22 protein-coding genes are annotated in these 19,946 nt (G+C 66.9%); 19 read left to right on the plus strand and 3 right to left on the minus strand.

Annotated elements, in window-relative coordinates; translation table 11 throughout:
- Nucleotides 1-112: 112 nt before the first annotated feature.
- The 17 genes from BMZ21_RS23420 to murB all read left to right on the plus strand — a co-directional run bounded on the left by BMZ21_RS23420 (nt 113) and on the right by murB (nt 16,740).
- Nucleotides 113-577, plus strand: coding sequence for a MarR family winged helix-turn-helix transcriptional regulator (locus tag BMZ21_RS23420; protein ID WP_091840747.1), 465 nt, complete (start codon nt 113-115; stop codon nt 575-577).
- Nucleotides 578-1,156: 579 nt separating this feature from the next.
- Complete coding sequence (locus BMZ21_RS23425) at nt 1,157-1,612, plus strand: division/cell wall cluster transcriptional repressor MraZ (RefSeq protein WP_091840401.1); 456 nt, start codon at nt 1,157-1,159, stop codon at nt 1,610-1,612.
- On the plus strand, nt 1,609-2,613 hold the full coding sequence (gene rsmH / locus BMZ21_RS23430) for a 16S rRNA (cytosine(1402)-N(4))-methyltransferase RsmH (protein ID WP_091840403.1): 1,005 nt from the start codon (nt 1,609-1,611) through the stop codon (nt 2,611-2,613). Before BMZ21_RS23425 ends, rsmH begins: the two co-directional genes overlap by 4 nt.
- A 2-nt stretch (nt 2,614-2,615) precedes the next feature.
- Nucleotides 2,616-3,005 (plus strand): cell division protein FtsL, encoded by a 390-nt coding sequence (gene ftsL / locus BMZ21_RS23435; protein ID WP_091840406.1) that lies wholly within the window; start codon nt 2,616-2,618, stop codon nt 3,003-3,005.
- Nucleotides 3,002-4,798: a peptidoglycan D,D-transpeptidase FtsI family protein gene (locus BMZ21_RS23440; RefSeq protein WP_091840409.1), complete on the plus strand. Its 1,797-nt coding sequence runs from the start codon at nt 3,002-3,004 to the stop codon at nt 4,796-4,798. The genes ftsL and BMZ21_RS23440 overlap by 4 nt, the downstream gene beginning before the upstream one ends.
- A 145-nt stretch (nt 4,799-4,943) precedes the next feature.
- Nucleotides 4,944-6,416: a UDP-N-acetylmuramoyl-L-alanyl-D-glutamate--2,6-diaminopimelate ligase gene (locus tag BMZ21_RS23445; RefSeq protein WP_091840412.1), complete on the plus strand. Its 1,473-nt coding sequence runs from the start codon at nt 4,944-4,946 to the stop codon at nt 6,414-6,416.
- A complete protein-coding gene (locus tag BMZ21_RS23450; protein WP_091840414.1) occupies nt 6,413-7,840 on the plus strand; it encodes a UDP-N-acetylmuramoylalanyl-D-glutamyl-2,6-diaminopimelate--D-alanyl-D-alanine ligase in 1,428 nt (475 codons plus the stop codon). Before BMZ21_RS23445 ends, BMZ21_RS23450 begins: the two co-directional genes overlap by 4 nt.
- Before the next feature lie 17 nt (nt 7,841-7,857).
- Nucleotides 7,858-8,940: a phospho-N-acetylmuramoyl-pentapeptide-transferase gene (mraY, locus tag BMZ21_RS23455; protein WP_091840417.1), complete on the plus strand. Its 1,083-nt coding sequence runs from the start codon at nt 7,858-7,860 to the stop codon at nt 8,938-8,940.
- Complete coding sequence (murD, locus tag BMZ21_RS23460; RefSeq protein WP_091840420.1) at nt 8,940-10,367, plus strand: UDP-N-acetylmuramoyl-L-alanine--D-glutamate ligase; 1,428 nt, start codon at nt 8,940-8,942, stop codon at nt 10,365-10,367. Before mraY ends, murD begins: the two co-directional genes overlap by 1 nt.
- A gap of 72 nt (nt 10,368-10,439) precedes the next feature.
- Nucleotides 10,440-10,727 carry a type II toxin-antitoxin system RelE/ParE family toxin gene (locus tag BMZ21_RS23465; RefSeq protein ID WP_091840424.1) on the plus strand — a complete coding sequence of 96 codons (288 nt, stop codon included), beginning with the start codon at nt 10,440-10,442 and terminating at the stop codon, nt 10,725-10,727.
- Entirely contained in the window at nt 10,727-11,029 is a 303-nt protein-coding gene (locus BMZ21_RS23470; RefSeq protein ID WP_091840427.1) for a HigA family addiction module antitoxin, read from the plus strand. The genes BMZ21_RS23465 and BMZ21_RS23470 overlap by 1 nt, the downstream gene beginning before the upstream one ends.
- 42 nt (nt 11,030-11,071) lie before the next feature.
- Nucleotides 11,072-11,533 carry a cupin domain-containing protein gene (locus BMZ21_RS23475; RefSeq protein WP_091840430.1) on the plus strand — a complete coding sequence of 154 codons (462 nt, stop codon included), beginning with the start codon at nt 11,072-11,074 and terminating at the stop codon, nt 11,531-11,533.
- A gap of 136 nt (nt 11,534-11,669) precedes the next feature.
- The gene (locus tag BMZ21_RS23480; protein ID WP_091840433.1) at nt 11,670-12,809 is read left to right on the plus strand and encodes an FtsW/RodA/SpoVE family cell cycle protein; all 1,140 of its coding nucleotides are present in this window, start codon (nt 11,670-11,672) and stop codon (nt 12,807-12,809) included.
- Nucleotides 12,806-13,906: an undecaprenyldiphospho-muramoylpentapeptide beta-N-acetylglucosaminyltransferase gene (murG, locus tag BMZ21_RS23485; RefSeq protein ID WP_091840436.1), complete on the plus strand. Its 1,101-nt coding sequence runs from the start codon at nt 12,806-12,808 to the stop codon at nt 13,904-13,906. The genes BMZ21_RS23480 and murG overlap by 4 nt, the downstream gene beginning before the upstream one ends.
- Before the next feature lie 21 nt (nt 13,907-13,927).
- On the plus strand, nt 13,928-15,367 hold the full coding sequence (gene murC / locus BMZ21_RS23490) for a UDP-N-acetylmuramate--L-alanine ligase (protein WP_091840439.1): 1,440 nt from the start codon (nt 13,928-13,930) through the stop codon (nt 15,365-15,367).
- Between the two features lie 13 nt (nt 15,368-15,380).
- The gene (locus BMZ21_RS23495) at nt 15,381-15,812 is read left to right on the plus strand and encodes an endonuclease domain-containing protein (protein WP_244543978.1); all 432 of its coding nucleotides are present in this window, start codon (nt 15,381-15,383) and stop codon (nt 15,810-15,812) included.
- A gap of 4 nt (nt 15,813-15,816) precedes the next feature.
- A complete protein-coding gene (murB, locus tag BMZ21_RS23500) occupies nt 15,817-16,740 on the plus strand; it encodes a UDP-N-acetylmuramate dehydrogenase (RefSeq protein ID WP_091840444.1) in 924 nt (307 codons plus the stop codon).
- Between the two features lie 12 nt (nt 16,741-16,752).
- Here murB and BMZ21_RS23505 read toward each other — a convergent pair whose 3' ends face one another.
- The 3 genes from BMZ21_RS23505 to BMZ21_RS23515 are packed head-to-tail and all read right to left on the minus strand — an operon-like array spanning nt 16,753 to nt 18,295.
- The gene (locus BMZ21_RS23505) at nt 16,753-17,070 is read right to left on the minus strand and encodes a HigA family addiction module antitoxin (RefSeq protein WP_091840447.1); all 318 of its coding nucleotides are present in this window, start codon (nt 17,068-17,070) and stop codon (nt 16,753-16,755) included.
- An 11-nt stretch (nt 17,071-17,081) separates the two neighbouring features.
- Nucleotides 17,082-17,363: a type II toxin-antitoxin system RelE/ParE family toxin gene (locus BMZ21_RS23510; RefSeq protein ID WP_091840449.1), complete on the minus strand. Its 282-nt coding sequence runs from the start codon at nt 17,361-17,363 to the stop codon at nt 17,082-17,084.
- A gap of 26 nt (nt 17,364-17,389) precedes the next feature.
- Nucleotides 17,390-18,295, minus strand: coding sequence for a DMT family transporter (locus BMZ21_RS23515; protein ID WP_091840451.1), 906 nt, complete (start codon nt 18,293-18,295; stop codon nt 17,390-17,392).
- A 104-nt stretch (nt 18,296-18,399) separates the two neighbouring features.
- On the opposite strand from BMZ21_RS23515, the gene BMZ21_RS23520 reads away from it, so the two are divergent.
- Nucleotides 18,400-18,915, plus strand: a complete 516-nt coding sequence (locus BMZ21_RS23520; RefSeq protein WP_091840453.1) for a MarR family winged helix-turn-helix transcriptional regulator — start codon at nt 18,400-18,402, stop codon at nt 18,913-18,915.
- A gap of 110 nt (nt 18,916-19,025) precedes the next feature.
- Nucleotides 19,026-19,940, plus strand: a complete 915-nt coding sequence (locus BMZ21_RS23525) for a D-alanine--D-alanine ligase (protein WP_091840456.1) — start codon at nt 19,026-19,028, stop codon at nt 19,938-19,940.
- Nucleotides 19,941-19,946 lie beyond the last annotated feature (6 nt).

The raw sequence follows: 19,946 nt of genomic DNA on the forward strand, positions 1-19,946 counted from the left end.
GATAAGAGGATATCTTGGCTTCATCGCAGGGGAGACGGATTGACCCGGCCGATTGTTCCAGTTCGATCCGTTCGGACCGGCATTCACGATAGAGGCGACAAGCGGCGAGGCCATGACGAAGGATCCGAAGGCGAGGGCGGTACGCGGGCTCGACGAGCAGATCTGCTTTGCGGTCTACTCGGCAGCCCATGCCTTCAATCGTGCCTATCGGCCGTTCCTGGCCGGACTCGGGCTGACCTATCCGCAATATCTGGTCATGCTGGTGCTGTGGGAGCAGGACGGCCAGAGCGTGAAGGCGATCGGCGACAGGTTGATGCTCGATTCCGGCACGCTCACGCCGCTGCTGAAGCGCCTCGAAGGCAATGGCCTGATCCTGCGCAAGCGCGGCCGCGAGGATGAGCGCCAGGTGCTTGTCGAGTTGAGCGAAGCTGGCCATGCCCTGCGCGCGAAGGCCGGCAATGTGCCCAACCCGGTGCCATGTGCAATCGAGGATAGCGGTGTCCCGCCGGCTCGCCTGCTCGGCGATGTCCAGGCTCTGCGCGAGGCGCTCCTGCGCCGGGCCACGGACGAGGACTGAGCGTTGTGCATCTAACGTTCAGCTCGGGCCGTCGTTCCGGGGCAGCCCGTAGGGCTGAGCCCGGAACCCATGACCACGAGGCTCAGAAATAGGGCGCTCCGGCAGCCGCGATGGCCCTCCGGCATCGTCGAGTTCATGGGTTCCGGGCTCGGCGCTGATGCGCCGCCCCGGAATGACGATGGTGTCAATCCGAACAGCGTTCTGACCGGGCAGGGCGGCACCAAAAATATTTCTGCGCAACCCCGCCTGTCGACCCAATCAGGGCACCGGCGTGCGCCGGCTTCCCCGTGCCAAAATCCTCGCCTTTACGGATAGTTAACCTTAACGGGCTGTGATGTCCGCAGGCTCGGGTAGACCCGCGTCCACAGCGTTGGATCCGTTGACGCCCATATTGTCCCATGTTATCCCAAATCATCCCGTCGAGATCGACAGGCAAGCAACAAGTCAGAGCCCGTGTGCCGCGCGGATTCTGGCTGACGGCCCTGCCATGTCGGGCTCGGCGGGAGTATCGATTGCCGGCGCTCGCCGGCTCGCTTCGCGCCATCGCGGCGCGGTTGGAAGTCCGACCCGGAGGCGGCGTTGACGGACCGCTTCGTCTCCCATTTCACCAACAAGCTCGATGCCAAGGGGCGGGTCTCGATCCCGGCTCCGTTCCGGGCCGTGCTGGCGAAGGACGGCTACGAGGGGCTTTACGTCTATCCGGCGCTCGATCAGTTCAGTCTCGATTGCGGCGGCCATGCCCTGCGCGCGACGATCGACGAGATCCTGTCGCGCTTCTCGCCCTTCTCCGAGGAATGGGAGTCGCTCTCGACGGCGCTAAACGGCACCTCGGAGGTGTTGAAGGTCGATCCGGAAGGGCGGATCATGCTGAGCGAGGCGCTGAAGGCGCATGCCGGCATCGGCGATACCGTCACCTTCGTCGGCCAGGGACACAAGTTCCAGATCTGGGAGCCGGAGCGCTTCAAGGCGCATCTCGAGGAGGCCAGGGCGAAGCTGCGCGACGTCCGGCGGACATTGGGCGCGAGGCCGGCATGACCAGCGAGCCGCATATCCCCGTCCTGATGCAAGAAGCGCTCGATGCGCTCGCCCTGAAGCCCGGAGGCCGCTATCTCGACGGCACCTTCGGCGCCGGCGGCTATTCGCGCGCGCTGCTGGAGCGCGAGCCGAAGGCGACGCTGCTCGCGCTCGACCGCGACCCGAGCGCGATCGTCGGCGGTGCTGGCCTCGTCGCGGCGATGAGCGGGCGGCTGACCCTGGCCGAAGCGCGCTTCGGCGCCCTGGCGGAAGAGGCCGAGCGCTTCGATATGGCGCCGCTCGACGGCGTCGTGCTCGATATCGGTGTCTCCTCCATGCAGCTGGATCAGGCGCAGCGCGGCTTTTCCTTCCGTTTCGACGGCCCGCTCGACATGCGCATGGGCGCGAGCGGCCAGAGCGCCGCCGAGCTCGTCAACGATGCGGACGAGGGCGTGCTCGCCAACATCATCTACCATTACGGCGAGGAGCGGCGTTCCCGCGCCGTGGCGCGCGCCATCATCGAGGCAAGACGCAAGGCGCCGATCACGACGACGAAGCAGCTCGCCGATCTCGTCGCCGGCATCGTCCGGGGCGAGCCCGGTGGCCCGCATCCGGCGACGCGGACTTTCCAGGGCCTGCGCATCGCGGTGAATGACGAGCTCGGCGAGCTGGTCAGGGCGCTGCATGGTGCCGAGGCCGTGCTGAAGCCGGGCGGGCGGCTCTCCGTCGTCACGTTCCATTCGCTCGAGGACCGCATCGTCAAGCAGTTCTTCGCCGAGCGCTCGGGCAGGGCGCCGACCGGCTCGCGCCATGCTCCGGCCGTGGCACAGCCGCAGGCAACGTTCAGCCTCGTCACCAAGGGGCCAGTGGCGCCGTCCGAGGCCGAGAGCAGGGCCAATCCGCGGGCTCGCTCGGCCAAGTTGCGCGCCGCGGAGCGAACCGACATTCCGCCACGCGCGCCCGATCCCGATCTCGTCGGCCTCGCCGTCGTCCCTGCGCCGCAAACCCGCCGGAGGAGCTGAGCGTGATCAAGCTCTTGCACATCATCGCCATCGGCGCGCTGGTCTCCTCGGCGCTCTATGCCTACTCGATCAAATACGAAACGACGCTGCAGGCCGAGCAGTTGCAGAAGCTGAAGGCCAAGGCCCAGCGCGAGCGCGAGGCGATCGCGGTGCTGAAGGCCGAATGGCAGTTCCTCAACCGTCCGGAGCGGCTGCAGGCCCTGGCCGACAAGCATCTCGATCTGCAGACGCTGGCGATCACACAGATCGTGCGGCTGTCCGACATCCCCAATCGCGGGCCGAAGGTCGATTCGATCGGCCGCAAGCTCGAGGATCTCGGTCTCGGCCTGCCGACCGAGACCCCCAGGGACCGCAAGAGCAATACCGCGACGACGCCGGGAGCCCGCCCATGAGCCAGGAGCTCGACCAGCAGGGCGCAGCGCCCGAGATCGCCGCCGCGGCAGTCGCCAGGCCCGAAGCCGCGAAGCGCAAATGGCGCTTCCGCACGGAGTGGCTGCGCGACATCTTCCGGATGAGCGGCGAGAAGAGCGAGCCGCGCGTCGGCCTCGTCATCCTCGGCTTCAGCTGCCTGTTCCTGGCGATCGTCGGCCGGCTCGTCATGCTCGGCGCCTTCCCGAGCGACCAGGTCGGCCTGCGCCGTGCGACCTCGAACGCGATCTCGGCGGCGCGGCCCGACATCCTCGACCGCAACGGCATCCAGCTCGCCACCGACATCCGTACCGTTTCGGTCTTCGCCGAGCCGCGCAACATCCTCGACAAGGACGAGGCGACCGAACTTCTGACCGCTGTTCTGCCCGACCTCAACGCCAAGGAACTGCGCGACAAGCTCGGCACCAAGAAGGGCTTCGTCTGGATCAAGCGCGAGATCACGCCGCGCCAGCAGGCGGAAGTGCACAGGCTCGGCATCCCCGGTGTCGGCTTCGTGCCGGAAAACAAGCGCGTCTACCCGAACGGCAACGTCGCCGCCCATGTGCTCGGCTTTGCCAATGTCGACAATATCGGCATCGCCGGCATCGAGAAGTACATCGACTCGCAAGGGCTTCAGGACCTGAACGGCGCGGGGTTCGCGGTGCAGGCCTCCGACCTCAAGCCGGTGCAGCTCTCGATCGACATGCGCGTCCAGCACCTGCTGCGCGACGAGCTGGTCAAGGGCCTCGAGAAATACCGGGCGATCGCGGCGGCCGGCGCCGTCATGGACGTCAATACCGGCGAGATGATCGCGCTGGTCTCGCTGCCCGATTTCGACCCCGGCAACCCGGTCGACGCGCTGGAGAAGGACCGGATCAACCGGATGAATGTCGGCGTCTACGAGATGGGCTCGACCTTCAAGGCGCTGACCATCGCGATGGCGCTCGATTCCGGCAAGGCCAACATCAATTCGAGCTATTCGACCGCCGGCGGCATGATGCGGTTCGGCCGCCAGGTCATCAAGGAATACCACGGCACCGGCCGCACCCTGACCGTGCCGGAAGTGTTCCTGCATTCGTCGAACATGGGTTCCATCAAGATGGCGCTCGCGGTCGGCGTCGAGGGTCACAAGGCCTTCCTCAGGAAGATGATGCAGCTCGACCGCATGACGACCGAGCTGCCGGAAAGCGCCTCGCCGATCGTCCCGCAGCGCTGGGGCGAGATCAACACGGCGACGATCGCCTTCGGCCACGGTCTTGCGGTTGCGCCGATCCAGGCGCTGGCCGCGGTCGGGGCGCTGGTCAACGGCGGCTACCTGATCAGGCCGACCTTCCTGAAGCGCTCCGAGGAGGAGGCCAAAAAGGATGCGATTCGGGTGATCAAGCCGGAGACCTCCGAGGCGATGCGCTTCATCATGCGCATCAACGGCGAGAAGGGCTCGGCCCGGTTCGCCGACATTCCCGGCTACTTCGTCGGCGGCAAGACCGGCACGGCCGAGAAGGTCATCAACGGTCGCTACGCCAAGAACAAGAACTTCACCACCTTCACGGCGATCGCGCCCTCGGACAAGCCGCGTTATGTCTTCCTCGCCATCTATGACGAGCCGAAGGGCTATGCCGAGAGCGGCGGCTACTCGACCGCGGCCTGGAATGCGGGCAAGACCACCGGCAAGCTGATCGAGCGGGCAGCGCCGATCCTCGGCATGGCGCCGCGCTTCGACCCGCCGGTGGCGCCGTTCCCGCTGATGGCCAGGCTCGGGGCGTGGGGCTCGCGGTAAGGGGGGTAGGAGGCGTCGTGCTCGGGCTTGACCCGGGCATCTCTGGACGGAAGGGAGCTTGATCCTGCATGAGCTTCCCGGGTCTACGCTCCGCTTCGCCCGAGAATGACGCGCGTGGGCTCGCGCCCAGCAAGGATTTGCACTTGTGACTGACACCGGCTTCAGCCTCGACCAGCTCTTTCCCGGAGCTTTTTCCGAAGCAGGCGAGCGCCGCGTCAGCAGCGTGGCCTTCGACAGCCGCAAGGTCCTACCCGGCGCTGCCTTCGTCGCGCTTGCCGGTGCCAAGGCCGACGGCGCCCGCTTCATCAGCGATGCAGTTCAACGTGGGGCGACTGCGATCGTCGCGGGCGGACCGCGTCCGGCCGATCTGCCGCCCGGGATCGCCTATGCTCAGGTCGCGGACCCTCGGCTTGCCCTCGCGCTGGCTGCTGCCAGGGTGCATCCGCGCCAGCCTGGCACGGTCGTCGCCGTCACCGGCACCAGCGGCAAATCCTCGGTCGCCGAGTTCACCCGCCAGATCTTCATGGCGCTCGGGCGCAAGGCGGCGAGCGTCGGCACGATCGGCATCGTCACCGAGGCGGGCGCCGATTACGGCTCGCTGACCACGCCGGACCCGCTTTCGCTGCACGCGTCGCTCGACAGGCTGGCGGGGGAGGGCGTCACGCATCTTGCGATGGAAGCCTCCTCGCACGGGCTCGACCAGCATCGCCTCGACGGCGTCAGGCTGTCCGCCGGCGCCTTCCTCAATCTCGGCCGCGACCATCTCGACTATCATCCGAGCGTCGAGGACTATCTTGCGGCCAAGCTGCGGCTTTGGACCTTGCTGCCCGCCGGCGCGCCGGTGGTCATCAATCGCGACGAGCCCTATGCCGACAAGGCCGAGGCCGCGGCGAAGGCCGGCGGCCATCCCGTGATCGGCATTGGTCGCGGCGGCGACCGCCTGAAGCTGCTCGGAGTGGCCCGCGAGGGCTTCTTGCAGCGCCTGACCGTCGAAGTCGACGGAGTGGCGACGGAGGTCGTGCTGCCGATGGTCGGCGATTACATGGCCGGCAACGCGCTGGTCGCCGCAGGACTGGCGATCGCGACCGGCGAAGACCCGATGGCGAGCGTCCAAGCCGTTGCCGGCCTCAAGGGGGTTCCCGGTCGGCTCGATCGCGTGGCCGAGCACAATGGCGGGCTTGTCGTGGTCGATTATGCCCACAAGCCCGATGCGCTCGCAGCGGTGCTGAAGACCTTGCGGCCCTATGCCAGCGGCCGGCTGATCTGCGTCTTCGGCTGCGGCGGCGACCGTGACCGCGGCAAGCGCCCGCTGATGGGCGGCATCGCGGCCGATGGCGCCGATATCGCCATCGTCACCGACGATAATCCGCGCAGCGAGGATCCCGCCGCGATCCGCGCCGAGGTGCTGGCCGCCGCGCCCGAGCGTCTGCGGGAGATCGGCGACCGGGCTGAGGCGATCGAGGCCGGTGTCGCCATGCTGCAGCCTGGGGATGTCCTTGTCGTCGCCGGAAAAGGCCATGAAAGCGGCCAGATCATCGGCGATCGGACGCTGCCGTTCTCGGACCATGAGGTGGTCCGCGAGGCGATCGCAGCCTTGGCTGGGGGAAGACAGGGATGACCACCGAACCGCTGTGGACCGGCGCGCGCCTGATCGAGGCGATGGGCGCCCGTTCGCAAGGGCCCGTGCCCGCCGATGTCACCGGCGCCTCGATCGACACCCGCACGCTGGAGCCGGGAGACGCATTCTTCGCGATCACCGGCGAGGCGCGCAACGGGCATGACTTCGTCGCGGCGGCGCTCGACAACGGCGCGGCGCTGGCGGTGGTCGACGAGGCGCATGCCGGCACCTTCCCGGCCTATGCCCCGCTCGCCATCGTCCCTGACGTGCTCCGCGGCATGGAAAAGGCCGGCATGGCGCGCAGAGCGGAACTCTCCGCCAGGGTCGTCGCCGTGACCGGCTCGGTCGGCAAGACCGGCACCAAGGAGGCGCTGCGCCTCGTGCTCTCGCGCCAGGGCAAGACGCATGCGCCGGTCGCTTCCTACAACAACCATTGGGGCGTGCCGCTGACGCTGACCCGGACGCCGCGCGACGTGCGCTACGGCGTCTACGAGATCGGCATGAACGCGCCCGGCGAGATCCTGCCGCTGGCGAAGATGGTTCAGCCCGATGTCGCCGTGATCACCACGATCCAGCCGGTGCATCTGGCCGCCTTCGAGTCGCTGGAGGGGATCGCCCGCGAGAAGGCGGCTATCTTCGAGGGGTTGAAGCCGGGCGGCACCGCGATCATCAATGCCGACATCCCGCAGACCGGCCTCTTGCGCGACTTGGCGCTGGCAGCCGGGGCAGGGCGCGTGATCTCGTTCGGTGAGAGCGAGGCCGCTGATGTGCGGCTGCTCGGCTGCGCGCTGAAGCCGGACGTCTCGACCGCCAATGCCAGCGTCATGGGGCGGGCGGTGACCTACAAGCTCGGCAGCCCGGGCAGGCATATCGTCCTGAATTCGCTCGCCGTGCTGGCGGCGGCCGAGGCGCTCGGCGCCGATCTCGCTCTGGCCGCGCTGGCGCTTGCCGACCTGACGCCGCCATCGGGCCGCGGCGCGCGGCAGGTGCTGCATGCGCCGGCCGGTCCGTTCACGCTGATCGACGAGAGCTATAACGGCAACCCGGCCTCGATGCGGGCTGCGATCGAGAATCTCGGGCGCATGCCGGTGGTGGGTCGTGGGCGGCGTATCGCCGTGCTCGGCGACATGCTGGAGCTCGGCGAAACCGCGCCGGAGCTACACAAGGGGCTCGCCGACGCGGTCACCGGCAACGGCATCGACCTCGTTTTCGCCTGCGGTCCGCTGATGAGAACCCTCTACGACGCCTTGCCTTCGCACCGCCGCGGCGCTTATGCCGCACAGGCGAGCAGCCTCGAGCCTTATGTGCTCGATGCCGTCCGCGCCGGCGACGTCGTCACGGTGAAGGGCTCGCTGGGTACGCGCATGGGCCCGATCGTCAAGGCGATGATGGCTCGCTTCCCGGTCGTCCAGGCCGACGACTGAGTAAGGAACCCGGTTCGATGCTGGTCTGGCTTGCCGAATTCGCGGGATCGTTCCCGATCCTCAACGTCTTCCGCTACATCACCTTCCGCGCCGGCGGGGCGACCGCGACGGCGCTGCTCTTCGTCTTCTTCTTCGGGCCGGCGGCGATCTCCTGGCTCAGGATCAAGCAGGGGAAGGGCCAGCCGATCCGCACCGACGGGCCGGAATCGCATCTCGCCAAGCGCGGCACGCCGACCATGGGCGGCCTGATGATCCTGACCGGACTGTTCGTCGCGACGCTGCTCTGGGGCAACCTGCGCAACCCGTACGTCTGGATCGTGCTCGGCGTCACCGCGACCTATGGCGCGATCGGGTTCTATGACGACTTCCTCAAGGTGACGAAGCAGTCGCACAAGGGCTTCTCCAGCAAGGCGCGCCTCGGCCTCGAGATCGTCATCGCGCTCGCCGCCTGCACGGCGATCATGCAGGTCAGCCCGCCTTCGATCGCGAGCGGCTTCGCATTGCCGTTCCTGAAGGAATGGATGATTCCGCTCGGCATCCTGTTCCCGGTCGTCACCGCCTTCGTCGTGGTCGGTGCCGGCAACTCGGTGAACCTGACGGACGGGCTCGACGGCCTCGCCATCGTGCCGGTGATGATCGCAGCCGGCACCTTCGGCTTCATCGCCTATCTCGCGGGTAATGCCATCTTCGCCAACTACCTGCAGATCCACCATGTGCCGGGCGTCGGCGAGCTTGCCGTGATCTGCGGCGCGATGATGGGGGCGGGGCTCGGCTTCCTCTGGTTCAACGCGCCGCCGGCCCAGATCTTCATGGGCGACACCGGCTCGCTCGGCCTTGGCGGCATGCTCGGCACCATCGCGGTCGCGATCAAGCACGAGATCGTCCTGGCGATCGTCGGTGGCCTCTTCGTGGTCGAGGCGCTCTCGGTGATCATCCAGGTCGCGGTGTTCAAGCGCACCGGCAAGCGCGTCTTCCTGATGGCGCCGATCCACCACCATTTCGAGAAGCTGGGCTGGACCGAGCCGCAGGTGGTGATCCGCTTCTGGATCATCTCGGTGGTGCTGGCGCTGGTCGGCCTCGCCACGCTGAAGCTGCGTTGATGACCCCCGTCACCGTTTTTGCCGGAAAGACGCTCGCGCTGTTCGGCCTCGGCGGCTCGGGCCTCGCGACGGCGCGCGCGCTCGTCGCCGGTGGGGCCAAGGTCGCCTGCTGGGACGATAATCAGGCGAGCCGCGACAAGGCGGCGGCGGAAGGGCTGTCCGTCGTCGATCTTGCGAGCGCTGATTGGGTCGGCTTTGCCGCTTTCGTGCTCTCGCCCGGCGTGCCGCTGACCCATCCCGCGCCGCACTGGACGGTGGAGAAGGCAAGGGCGGCGAATGTGCCGGTGATCGGCGACATCGAACTGTTCTTCCTCGAGCGGGCGAAGATCGCGCCCGCCGCGCCGGTGGTCTGCATCACCGGCACCAATGGCAAGTCGACCACCACGGCGCTGATCGCGCATGTGCTCGAGGCGGCCGGGCGAGACGTGCAGATGGGCGGCAATATCGGCACCGCCGTGCTGGCGCTGGAGCCGCCGGCTCTCGATCGCATCCATGTCGTCGAGTGCTCCACGTTTCAGATCGATCTGGCTCCTTCCATCAAGCCGACGGTCGGCATCCAGATGAACCTGACGCCGGATCATCTTGACCGGCATGGCACCTTCGAAGCCTATGGCGCGATCAAGGAACGGCTGGTCGCCGCCTCCGACATCGCGGTGATCGGCGTCGACGATGAGCCGTCGAAGCAGATGGCGCGGCGGCGCGCGGCCTCGGGCAAGCCCTTGGTCAAGATCAGCGGCGAGCAGCCGCTCGACGAAGGCGTCTTCGCAGGCGTCACCGCCAATGCCGGCCAGCTCGATACGCGGATCGTCGAGGTCAAGGACGGCAAGCCGAGGGTCGTCGCCAACCTCGCCGGCATCGGTTCCTTGCGCGGCAGCCATAATGCCCAGAATGCGGCCGCCGCCTTCGCTGCCTGCGCGGCGCTCGGCCTGACGGCGGAACAAATCGCTGCAGGGTTCAAAAGCTATCCCGGGCTGAAGCATCGCATGGAGGAGCTCGGCCGCATCGGCCGCGTCGTCTTCATCAACGACTCCAAGGCGACGAATGCAGATTCGACCGAGAAAGCGCTGACCTCTTTCCGCGAGATCTTCTGGATCCTCGGCGGCAAGGCCAAGGAAGGTGGGATCGAGTCGCTGCGGCGCTATTTCCCCAACATCGCCCGCGCCTACCTGATCGGCGCGGCGAGCGACACCTTTGCCGCGACCTTCGATGATGACGGCCGCGTGACTTACGAGCGCAGCGGCATGCTCGACGTCGCGGTCGCCGCCGCGACCAAGGCGGCGCTGGCGCAGCAGGGGACAGGCGAGATCGCTGTGCTGCTCTCGCCGGCCTGTGCGTCCTACGACCAGTTCCCGAATTTCGAGGTGCGCGGCGATGCCTTCCGGGCGCTGGTCAAGGCGCTGCCGGGGTTCGAGGCGGTCGAGCGATAGACCACAAGTCTGCCTTGAGCTTATCTGTCAAGTGACAATTGACACGCGACGAGCCGAGCGCTAATCTCTCTCATGGAGATCGTGAGTATCAGGCACAAAGCGCTCCGACAGTTCGCGGAAACGGGGAAAATCAAAGGCCTGCCCGGAAATCTCGTCGATCGGCTGCGGAACATGCTCGCCTATCTGGCTGCGATCGATGCTGCCGACGAACTCAAAGTTCCGCCCAATTACGGAGCCCATCAACTCACCGGCGACAGGGCCGGCGAATGGTCACTTGTCTTGACGAAGAACTGGCGCATGACGTTTCGCATCAATCAGGCGCTCGCGATCGAGGATGTCGATCTGGAGGATTATCACTGATGGCCATCAAGCTTCATCCGAGCTTCGCCGTTCATCCCGGCGCGTGGCTACGGACCGAGATCGTCGAGCCCTATGGGTTGAGCGTCACGATCGCCGCCGAGAAACTGGGCGTGACGCGGCAGGCTATGAGCAATCTCCTCAACGGCAAGGCGGCCTTGTCGGCCGAGATGGCGATCCGCTTCGAAAAGGCTTTCGGCGTCCGGGCCGAGACGATGCTGCGGATGCAGGCGGCCTATGATCTGGTCGAGGCCCGCGCCCATGAGGACGAGATCAAGGTGGAGCGCGTCGCGGCGCTGGCGTAGCGGCTCGCTCTGCGACGGAGCGCCTTGGCCTGGGAGTTATTCATGCCCAAGATCGATGTCGGAGCCGTACCGGAGCGCAAGGGGTCGGGCTATCCGAAGCCCTTCGACGCTCCTTGCGCCGAGCGTATCCGCAAGCGCCTCGGCAATGTCGGCGGCCTGAGCGATTTCGGCGTCAACCTGATGCGGTTGCCGCCGGGCGGGTGGTCGAGCCAGCGGCACTGGCATTCGCATGAGGACGAGTTCGTCTATCTGCTCGAAGGCGAACTGGTCCTGGTCGAGGATGGGGGCGAGACCGTGCTTCGCGCCGGCGATTGCGCCGCCTTCGCCAAGAACAGCGGCAACGGCCACCACATGATCAACCGCTCGAATAAGGTTGCCGTCTATCTCGAGGTCGGCAGCCGCTCTCCCGACGACGTGATCACTTGCTCCGACATCGACATGATCAGCCCGAGCCGAGACGGGCGCTTCCTGCACAAGGACGGCACGCCCTATCCCGACGGCTGAGAAGCCTGTTGGCTGGTGCATCCAGCCCGGCGGTAAACCGAGGATCGGAATCAATCGGTTAACCATTCATTGACAGAGTGATTCGCCGGAGCGGGCGCCCTCGATCTGCCTGCTCGTCGACGGAGCCTTGTACACGATGGTCTCGCGCGCAGAACCGAGCCTGAGCGGCCGCTGGTGGTGGTCGATCGACCGCATCATCCTGACGACGCTGGTGGCGCTGATGGTCTCCGGCGTCGTGCTGCTGATGGCAGGCGGCCCTCCGGTCGCCGAGCGGCTCGGCCTCTCGACCTTCCATTTCGTCAACCGTCAGGTGGTCTATCTGCTGGTGGCGCTGGCGATCTTCCTCTCGACCTCGCTGCTGGCGCCGCGCCATGTGCGCCGCATCGCGCTGATCATCTTCCTGTTCTCGCTCGCCGGCGTGGTGGGCACGCTGTTCTTCGGCGTCGAGGTCAAGGGCGCCAAGCGCTGGCTGACGCTCGGGCCGCTCGGCTCGATCCAGCCCTCCGAATTCATCAAGCCGGCCTTCGTCGTGCTCGCGGCCTGGGCCTTCGCCGAGGGCCATCGCCGGCCCGAGTTGCCGGGCACGATCATCGCCTTCCTGCTGCTGCCGATCACCATCGTGCCGCTGGTGCTGCAACCCGATTTCGGCCAGACCATCCTGATCACCCTGGTCTGGGCCGGGCTGTTCTTCGTCGCCGGCCTGCACTGGTTCTGGGTCCTGGGGCTCGGCGGCATCGGCGCCGTCGGCCTGTTCATCGCCTATGAGCTCGTGCCGCATGTGCGCGCCCGTATCGAGCGCTTCATGGACAAGGGCTCGGGCGACACCTTCCAGGTCGACACGGCGCTGGAGAGCTTCGCGCAGGGCGGCTGGTTCGGCAAAGGCCCCGGCGAGGGCACGGTGAAGCGCATCCTGCCGGACGCCCATACCGACTTCATCTTCGCGGTGACGGCCGAGGAATTCGGCATCGTCGTCTGCATGGTGCTGGTGCTGCTCTTCGCCCTCATCGTGCTGCGGGCGCTGTTCGTGGCGCAGCGGGCCGAGGATCCGTTCGTGCGCCTCGGCGTGACCGGCCTCGCTTTGCTCTTCGGCATCCAGGCGGCGATCAACATGATGGTCAACCTGCACATGATGCCGGCCAAGGGCATGACCTTGCCGTTCATCTCCTATGGCGGCTCCTCGCTGATCTCGCTGGCGCTCGGCACCGGCTTCCTGCTGGCGCTGACCCGCAAACGGCCGCGCGCCGAAAGCTTCGGCGAGACGGGACGGCGCTCGTGAGCGCAGGAGCGCAGGCGCCGCTCGTCGTGCTCGCCGCCGGCGGCACGGGCGGGCACCTCTTCCCGGCGGAGGCGCTAAGCCACGCCTTGCACCGCGCCGGCGCCCGGGTCGCGCTGATCACCGACACGCGGGCTGCCGAATACGCCGGCAATTTCCCGGCCGAATCGATCCATGCCGTGCCGGCGGCGACGCCCTCGGGCAAGTCGCCGATCGCGATGGCGAAGGCGGCGCTGGTGGTGCTGAAGGGCGGGCTCGCGGCGCGCCAGGCGATCAAGCAGCTGAAGCCCGCCATCGTTGTCGGCTTCGGCGGCTATCCGACAGTGCCGCCGGTCTTCGCCGCGGCGCTGATGGGCGTGCCGACGCTTCTGCACGAGCAGAACGCGGTGATCGGCCGGGCCAATCGCTTCCTCGCCAGCCGGGTCAAGGCGATCGCCACCGGCTTCGCCGAGGTCGGCGGGCTGACGCCTGAGCAGGCGAAGAAGTGCACGCAGGTCGGCAATCCCGTGCGGCCGGCGGTGATCGATGCAGCCTCGCCCTATGCCGAGCCGGCAGGGAAGCTCAATCTCCTCGTCTTCGGCGGCAGCCAGGGCGCGCGGGTGATGGCCGACATCGTGCCGCCGGCGATCCAGCTGCTCTCGGCGGAGGAGCGCAGCCGCCTGTCGATCGTCCAGCAGGCCCGGACCGAGGACGACGAGCGTGTCAGGACGATTTATTCCTCGCTCGGCATCAAGTTCGAGCTCGCGCCCTTTTTCAAGGACCTGCCTGCCCGGATGGCGGCGTCTCATCTGGTGATCGGGCGCTCCGGCGCTTCGACCGTCGCCGAGCTCACGGTGATCGGTCGGCCATCGCTATTGGTGCCGCTGCCCGGCTCGCTCGACCAGGACCAGGCCGCCAATGCCGGCGTGCTCGCCAGGGCCGGCGGGGCGATGATGATCCTGCAGAGCGATTTCTCGCCGCGGCGCCTCGCCGCCGAGCTTTCCACGTTGCTCGCCGAGCCGCAGCGCTTGACGGCGATGGCTCAGGCGGCCAAGAGCGCGGGCATACCGGATGCGGCCGACCGCCTGGCGCGGCTCGTGCTGCAGACCGCCCAAGACTGAACCTTTCAGGACGTATCCATCATGAAGCTGCCGCCGAAGCTCGGCTCCATCCATTTCGTCGGCATTGGCGGCATCGGCATGTCCGGCATCGCCGAAGTCCTGCACAATCTTGGCTACAAGGTGCAGGGCTCGGATGCTTCCGACGGCGCCAACGTCAAGCGCCTGGCCGAGAAGGGCATCAAGACCTTCGTCGGCCACAAGGCCGAGAATATCGGCGAGGCCGAGGTGGTCGTAGTCTCGACCGCGATCAAGCGCGACAATCCCGAACTGATGGCAGCGCGCGAGAAGCGCCTGCCGGTGGTGCGCCGCGCCGAGATGCTGGCCGAGCTGATGCGGCTGAAGAGCTGCGTCGCCATCGCCGGCACCCATGGCAAGACGACGACGACCTCTCTGGTCGCGACCCTGCTCGAGAAGGGCGGGCTCGACCCGACCGTGATCAATGGCGGCATCATCAACGCCTACGGCACCAATGCCCGCATGGGCGAGAGCGATTGGATGGTGGTCGAGGCCGACGAATCCGACGGCACCTTCCTGAAGCTGCCGGCCGACGTCGCGATCATCACCAACATCGATCCCGAGCATCTCGACCATTTCGGCACCTTCGACGCGATCAAGGCGGCGTTCCGCTCCTTCGTCGAGAATCTGCCCTTTTACGGCTTCGCCGTGATGTGCATCGATCATCCGACAGTGCAGGGCCTCGTCGGCCAGATCGAGGATCGCCGCGTCGTCACCTATGGCGAGAACCCGCAGGCCGATTTCCGCCTGATCGACATCGATCTCACCGGTGGCCAGGCGAAGTTCACGCTGCTGATCCGCGACCGCAAGACCGGCCGCGACGAGGTCGTCCGCGATCTCGTCATGCCGATGCCCGGCCATCACAATGCCCTCAACGCCACCGCCGCGATCGCCGTCGCCTATGATCTGGGCGTGCCGGTCGAGCAGATCCGCGCCGCGCTCGCCGGCTTCGGCGGGGTGAAGCGCCGCTTCACCAAGACCGGCGAGTGGAACGGCGCGCTGATCTTCGACGATTACGGCCACCATCCGGTCGAGATCGCCGCCGTGCTCAAGGCGGCGCGAGCCTCGACCAAGGGCAAAGTCATCGCGGTGATGCAGCCGCATCGCTACAGCCGCCTGTCGAGCCTGTTCGCCGACTTCGCCGCCTGCTTCAACGATGCCGACACGGTGATCATCGCCGACACCTATGCGGCCGGTGAGCAGCCTATCGCGGGTGCCGATCGCGATTCGCTGGTGGCGGCGATCAAGGCGCGCGGCCATCGTCACACGCTGCCGCTGGAATCGTCGGACAAGCTCGCCGGCATGGTCGCCGAGCTGGCTGGGCCGGGCGACTATGTCGTTTGCCTCGGGGCGGGCAACATCACGCAGTGGGCTTATGCCTTGCCGGGGGAGTTGGCCGCCCTTCCTTCTCCCCTCGGGGGAGAAGGTGGCAGCGCGAAGCGCTGACGGATGAGGGCCGGTGGTGGAGCGAAAGAACACGACCGGTACTCTCTCCTTCGCTCGCGACCAGCGCCGAGAGCCAACGCGCGCTGAGGCCGCCTTCTGGCAGGCGGTCCGTAACCGTCGCTTCGGTAACCTCAAGTTCAAGCGCCAGATGGCGATCGGCCCGTTCATCGCGGATTTCTGCTGTCACGAGCATCGGCTGATCGTCGAACTCGATGGCGAGCCTCACGAAACCGACGAAGCGCGCGCGGGGGATCGGCGGCGCGATGCGTTTCTCAGAGATGAAGGCTATCGGGTCTTGCGCTTTTCGAACGAGCGGGTTCTAGGAAACCTCGAATTCGTCCTGCGCGAGATCGCCGAACATGTCGGCTTCGCCGGGCGGCCCTCATCCGACCCGGCTTCGCCGGGCCACCTTCTCCCCCGAGGGGAGAAGGAGACGCGCGGGTAAGCTCATGCCTTTCCAAGATATCACCCCCGACATCCGCGCTGCCGCGCCCGAACTGCGCGGGCGGCTGCTCGCCAATCAGGAGATGGCGGGGCTAACCTGGTTTCGCGTCGGCGGGCCGGCGCAAATTCTGTTCACCCCGGCCGACGAGGCGGATCTCGCCTATCTGCTCGGCAAGCTGCCGGCGGAGATCCCGGTCACCGTGGTCGGGCTCGGCTCGAACCTGATCGTGCGCGACGGCGGCATTCCCGGCGTGGTGATCCGCCTTGCCGGCAAGGCCTTCGGCGAGATCGCCCGGGAGGATGGTGACCGGCTGCGGGCCGGCACGGCCGTTCCCGATGTGAAAGTGGCGCGGGCTGCGGCCGACGCGTCGCTCGCCGGGCTCGCCTTCTATCGCGGCATTCCCGGCTGCATCGGCGGGGCGCTGCGGATGAACGCCGGCGCGCATGGCGGCGAGACGACCGACGTCCTGGTCGAGGCGCGTGGCGTCACCCGCAAGGGTGAGATCCTGACGCTGTCGCATGCCGATATGGGCTTCAGCTACCGCAGTTCGACGGCGCCCGCCGACATCATCTTCACCTCGGCGCTGTTCCAGGGCCGGCCGGGCGACCAGGCCGCGATCCTGGCCGAGATGGAGCGCGTGACCTCGGCGCGCGAAGCGGCCCAGCCGATCAAGGAGCGCACCGGGGGCTCGACATTCAAGAACCCTGAGGGCGGCAAGGCCTGGCAGTTGATCGATGCCGCCGGTTGCCGCGGGCTGCGCATCGGCGGGGCGCAGGTCTCCGAGATGCACTGCAACTTCCTGATCAACACCGGCGGCGCCACCGCTGCCGATATCGAAGGGCTGGGCGAAGAGGTCCGCCGCCGGGTCAAGGACAATTCAGGCTACGAGCTGCACTGGGAGATCAAGCGCTTAGGCGTTGCGGCCTGAGTGGGCGCAGGACTAAGCCGCCTGCTCGAGCTGCCGGATTGCAGCGATCTCGTCGGCTGCGTTGAGCCGCGCCGTCTCGATTTCGTAGCGAGACTGCAGGTTCATCCAGAACTCTGGCGAGGTTCCAAAGAAGCGAGCGAGGCGTAGCGCGCTATCGCCAGTGACTCCGATTTTCTCCGCTGCGATCCGCTCGATGCGGGTTCTCGGGATGCCGCATGCCCGGGCGACACGCCCCGGCGAAAGACCCAGCGGCTTCAGGAACTCCTCCCGGAGCATCTCGCCAGGATGCATGGGCGGCAGCGTCGCGATGATCTCGGTCTCGGCCGCCATGATGTTCTCCTTCAATGGTAGTCGACGATCTCGACACCGGCAGGGCCGGCATCCGTCCATCGAAAGCAGATCCGGAACTGGTCGTTGATCCGGATCGCGTGTTGGCCGGCACGATCGCGGCTCAGCGCGTGTAGCCTGTTGCCCGGCGGGCTCTGCAGGTCGGCGAGCACATGCGCAGCGTTGATCGCTTCCAGCTTTCGTCTTGCCGCAGGAAACACATCCGGCGGAAACCCCTTTGGGCAGCGGCCGGAGAAGATCAGCTCGGTTCGCTTGTCGCGAAAACTGAGGATCATCACAGGCTCCGACCGCGGTTGTGTATCTAATTGTGATACATTCGAGTGTCAAGCTCAGGATAGGTTTCCTGCGCCGCCGGCTTGCGCCGTGACAGCATGATGCCGGCGACGGTCGAGCCGAAGATGATGGCGATGCCGAGCCATTGCTGGGCGTTGAACCATTCGCCCAGCAGCGCGGCGCCGAGGAAGGTCGCGACCAGGGGGCTGAGCAGGCTGAGGAACGCGACGCCCGTGCCGATCGCGGCGATGCCGCGGACCCAGAGCCAATAGGCGAAGGCTGTGCCGATCACGACGAGATAGCTCAGGCCGGCGAGGTTGCGCAGGGTCGGCACGGGCGGCAGCCCCTCGACGAGAAGCGCGACCGGCAGGAGCAGGAGCCCGCCGAGGGCAAGCTGCCAGGCCGCGAGCGCGAGCGGCGTCCCGACGTTGCCCCAGCGCTCGATCAGCACCGTGCCGGTCGCCATCGAGGCGGCGCCGATCAGCGCGGCGACGACGCCGATTGCATCGAGCTTCACACTCTTGTCGATCACCAGCAGGCCGACGCCGACCGTGCCGGCGAGCGCGGCGATGATTTGCCCGAGACGCGGCCTGCGCAACAACAACGGCCAGGCGAGGAAGGCGACGAGCAGTGGCTGCATCGAACCGAGCGTCGCGGCGAGCCCACCGGGCAGGCGGGAGGCGCTGAGAAAGAGCATGCCGAAGAACAGGCCGATATTGGCGAAGCCGATGACGGCGAGCGGCAGGAGCTTGTCGCGCGGCGGCAGGCCGGGGCCGAGCAGCATCAGCAGGATGCCGGCGGGCAGAGCGCGCAGGGCTCCGACGAGCAGCGGGTGCTCGACCGGAAGCGTCTGGGTGAAGACGACATAGGTCGAGCCCCAGAGGATGGGCGCCAGGATCGTCGCGAGCAGGATGCGGGTCTTGCTGTCGGCCATGGCGGCCTCCCTTTGCATCGACGGGTGTGTCGCGTAGGATTGTTCGACAAAATATAATTCGATATAGAATTATCTGATGCAGGATAATTAGGCGCGGGATTTTCATGAGTCAAGCTGACGAAGCCGGGCAGGGCGGCCCGCTCGATTCGATCCTCTCGCAATGGCGACGGGCGCGGCCGGACATCGATCCCGGCCCGATGGCGGTGTGCGGCGCGATCTGGCGGGCGGCCGAGCGGGTTCGCCTTGGCGTCGGGCGCAACCTCGTCGGGGAGGATCTCGATTTCGCCGGCTTCGACGTGCTGATGACCCTGCGCCGCCAGGGCGAGCAGGGCGGCTCGCTGACTCCGTCCGAGCTCGCCAAGGACATGATGCTGTCGACCTCGGCGATGACGAATCGGCTCGACAAGCTGGAGAAGCGCGGGCTGATCGCGCGGCAGGCCGACCCACAGGATCGGCGCAGCCTTCGCATCGTGCTTACCGCGGACGGTTTTGCACTGATCGAGCGGCTGGTGGTCTCGCATGTGGCGACGGAAGCGGCGCTGATATCGGCGCTCAGCCCGGCCGAACATGAACAGCTCAAGGTCTTGCTGGCCAAGGTCGCGGCCCGTGAGGGGGAGTGAGTCCGGCGCGCAACAGCCGGCTCGTCATTAACCGGCGGGGCGCATCGTTAACGCGCCGTTAACCATCTCGGCTCAGGTTCGGACCCAGGAGTTCGGTGTCAGGAACCTTGATGAGCAAGCATGTCGCAGTGCTGATGGGCGGGTGGTCCGTCGAGCGTGAGGTCAGCCTCAGCAGCGGTGCGGCCTGTGCTCGGGCGCTGGAAGGCGTCGGCTATCGCGTCACGCGCGTCGAGGTCGGCCGCGACGTCGCCGAGGTGCTGGCGAAGCTGAAGCCCGACGTCGCCTTCAATGCCCTGCATGGCCGCTATGGAGAGGACGGCACCATCCAGGGCGTGCTCGAGATCCTCGGCATCCCCTATACCCATTCCGGCGTGCTCGCCTCCTCGCTCGCCATCCGCAAGGACAAGGCCAAGATGGTCGTCGCCGCTGCCGGCGTGCCGGTGGCGAAGGGTGTCACCGTCTCGCGCTTCGAGGCGGCCAAGCGCCATGCCCTGCCGCCGCCCTATGTGATCAAGCCGATCGACGAAGGCTCCTCCGTCGGGGTGGTGATCGTTAAGAAAGGCCGCGAGCATCCGCCTCAGGAGATCGCCCGGCCGGACTGGCCCTGCGGCGAGACCATGCTGGCCGAAACCTTCATCGCCGGGCGCGAACTGACCTGCGCGGTGATGGACGGCAAGTCCTTGGGGGTAACGGAGATTCGGGCGGCGACGGGCGAGTTCTACGACTACGACGCCAAATATGCCAAAGGCGGTTCAATCCACATCTGCCCGGCGCAAATTTTACCGAATCTTTACCGCCAAATCGAAGAGTGTGCGTTAACGGCGCATCAAGCAATCGGGTGCCGCGGCGTCAGCCGTTCAGACTTCCGCTACGACGACGAGAGCGACACGCTCGTCTGGCTGGAGGTCAACACGCAGCCCGGCATGACTGAAACCAGCCTTGTGCCTGAATTAGCCGCCCATGCGGGCATGAACTTCGGTGAGCTCGTCAAATGGATCGTCGAGGACGCCTCCTTGAATCGGTGAAGGTGG

The sequence above is a fragment of the Allobosea lupini genome (assembly GCF_900109525.1).
Taxonomy (GTDB): domain Bacteria; phylum Pseudomonadota; class Alphaproteobacteria; order Rhizobiales; family Beijerinckiaceae; genus Allobosea; species Allobosea lupini.

Coding starts and splice junctions, on each gene's coding strand:
- BMZ21_RS23525 (WP_091840456.1), top strand. CDS start 19,026: ATGAGCAAGCATGTCGCAGTGCTGATGGGCGGGTGGTCCGTCGAGCGT.
- BMZ21_RS23520 (WP_091840453.1), top strand. CDS start 18,400: ATGAGTCAAGCTGACGAAGCCGGGCAGGGCGGCCCGCTCGATTCGATC.
- BMZ21_RS23470 (WP_091840427.1), top strand. CDS start 10,727: ATGGCCATCAAGCTTCATCCGAGCTTCGCCGTTCATCCCGGCGCGTGG.
- mraY (WP_091840417.1), top strand. CDS start 7,858: ATGCTGGTCTGGCTTGCCGAATTCGCGGGATCGTTCCCGATCCTCAAC.
- BMZ21_RS23465 (WP_091840424.1), top strand. CDS start 10,440: ATGGAGATCGTGAGTATCAGGCACAAAGCGCTCCGACAGTTCGCGGAA.
- BMZ21_RS23440 (WP_091840409.1), top strand. CDS start 3,002: ATGAGCCAGGAGCTCGACCAGCAGGGCGCAGCGCCCGAGATCGCCGCC.
- BMZ21_RS23505 (WP_091840447.1), bottom strand. CDS start 17,070: ATGGCGGCCGAGACCGAGATCATCGCGACGCTGCCGCCCATGCATCCT.
- murC (WP_091840439.1), top strand. CDS start 13,928: ATGAAGCTGCCGCCGAAGCTCGGCTCCATCCATTTCGTCGGCATTGGC.
- BMZ21_RS23480 (WP_091840433.1), top strand. CDS start 11,670: ATGGTCTCGCGCGCAGAACCGAGCCTGAGCGGCCGCTGGTGGTGGTCG.
- BMZ21_RS23510 (WP_091840449.1), bottom strand. CDS start 17,363: ATGATCCTCAGTTTTCGCGACAAGCGAACCGAGCTGATCTTCTCCGGC.
- rsmH (WP_091840403.1), top strand. CDS start 1,609: ATGACCAGCGAGCCGCATATCCCCGTCCTGATGCAAGAAGCGCTCGAT.
- murD (WP_091840420.1), top strand. CDS start 8,940: ATGACCCCCGTCACCGTTTTTGCCGGAAAGACGCTCGCGCTGTTCGGC.
- BMZ21_RS23475 (WP_091840430.1), top strand. CDS start 11,072: ATGCCCAAGATCGATGTCGGAGCCGTACCGGAGCGCAAGGGGTCGGGC.
- BMZ21_RS23420 (WP_091840747.1), top strand. CDS start 113: ATGACGAAGGATCCGAAGGCGAGGGCGGTACGCGGGCTCGACGAGCAG.
- BMZ21_RS23515 (WP_091840451.1), bottom strand. CDS start 18,295: ATGGCCGACAGCAAGACCCGCATCCTGCTCGCGACGATCCTGGCGCCC.
- BMZ21_RS23450 (WP_091840414.1), top strand. CDS start 6,413: ATGACCACCGAACCGCTGTGGACCGGCGCGCGCCTGATCGAGGCGATG.
- murB (WP_091840444.1), top strand. CDS start 15,817: ATGCCTTTCCAAGATATCACCCCCGACATCCGCGCTGCCGCGCCCGAA.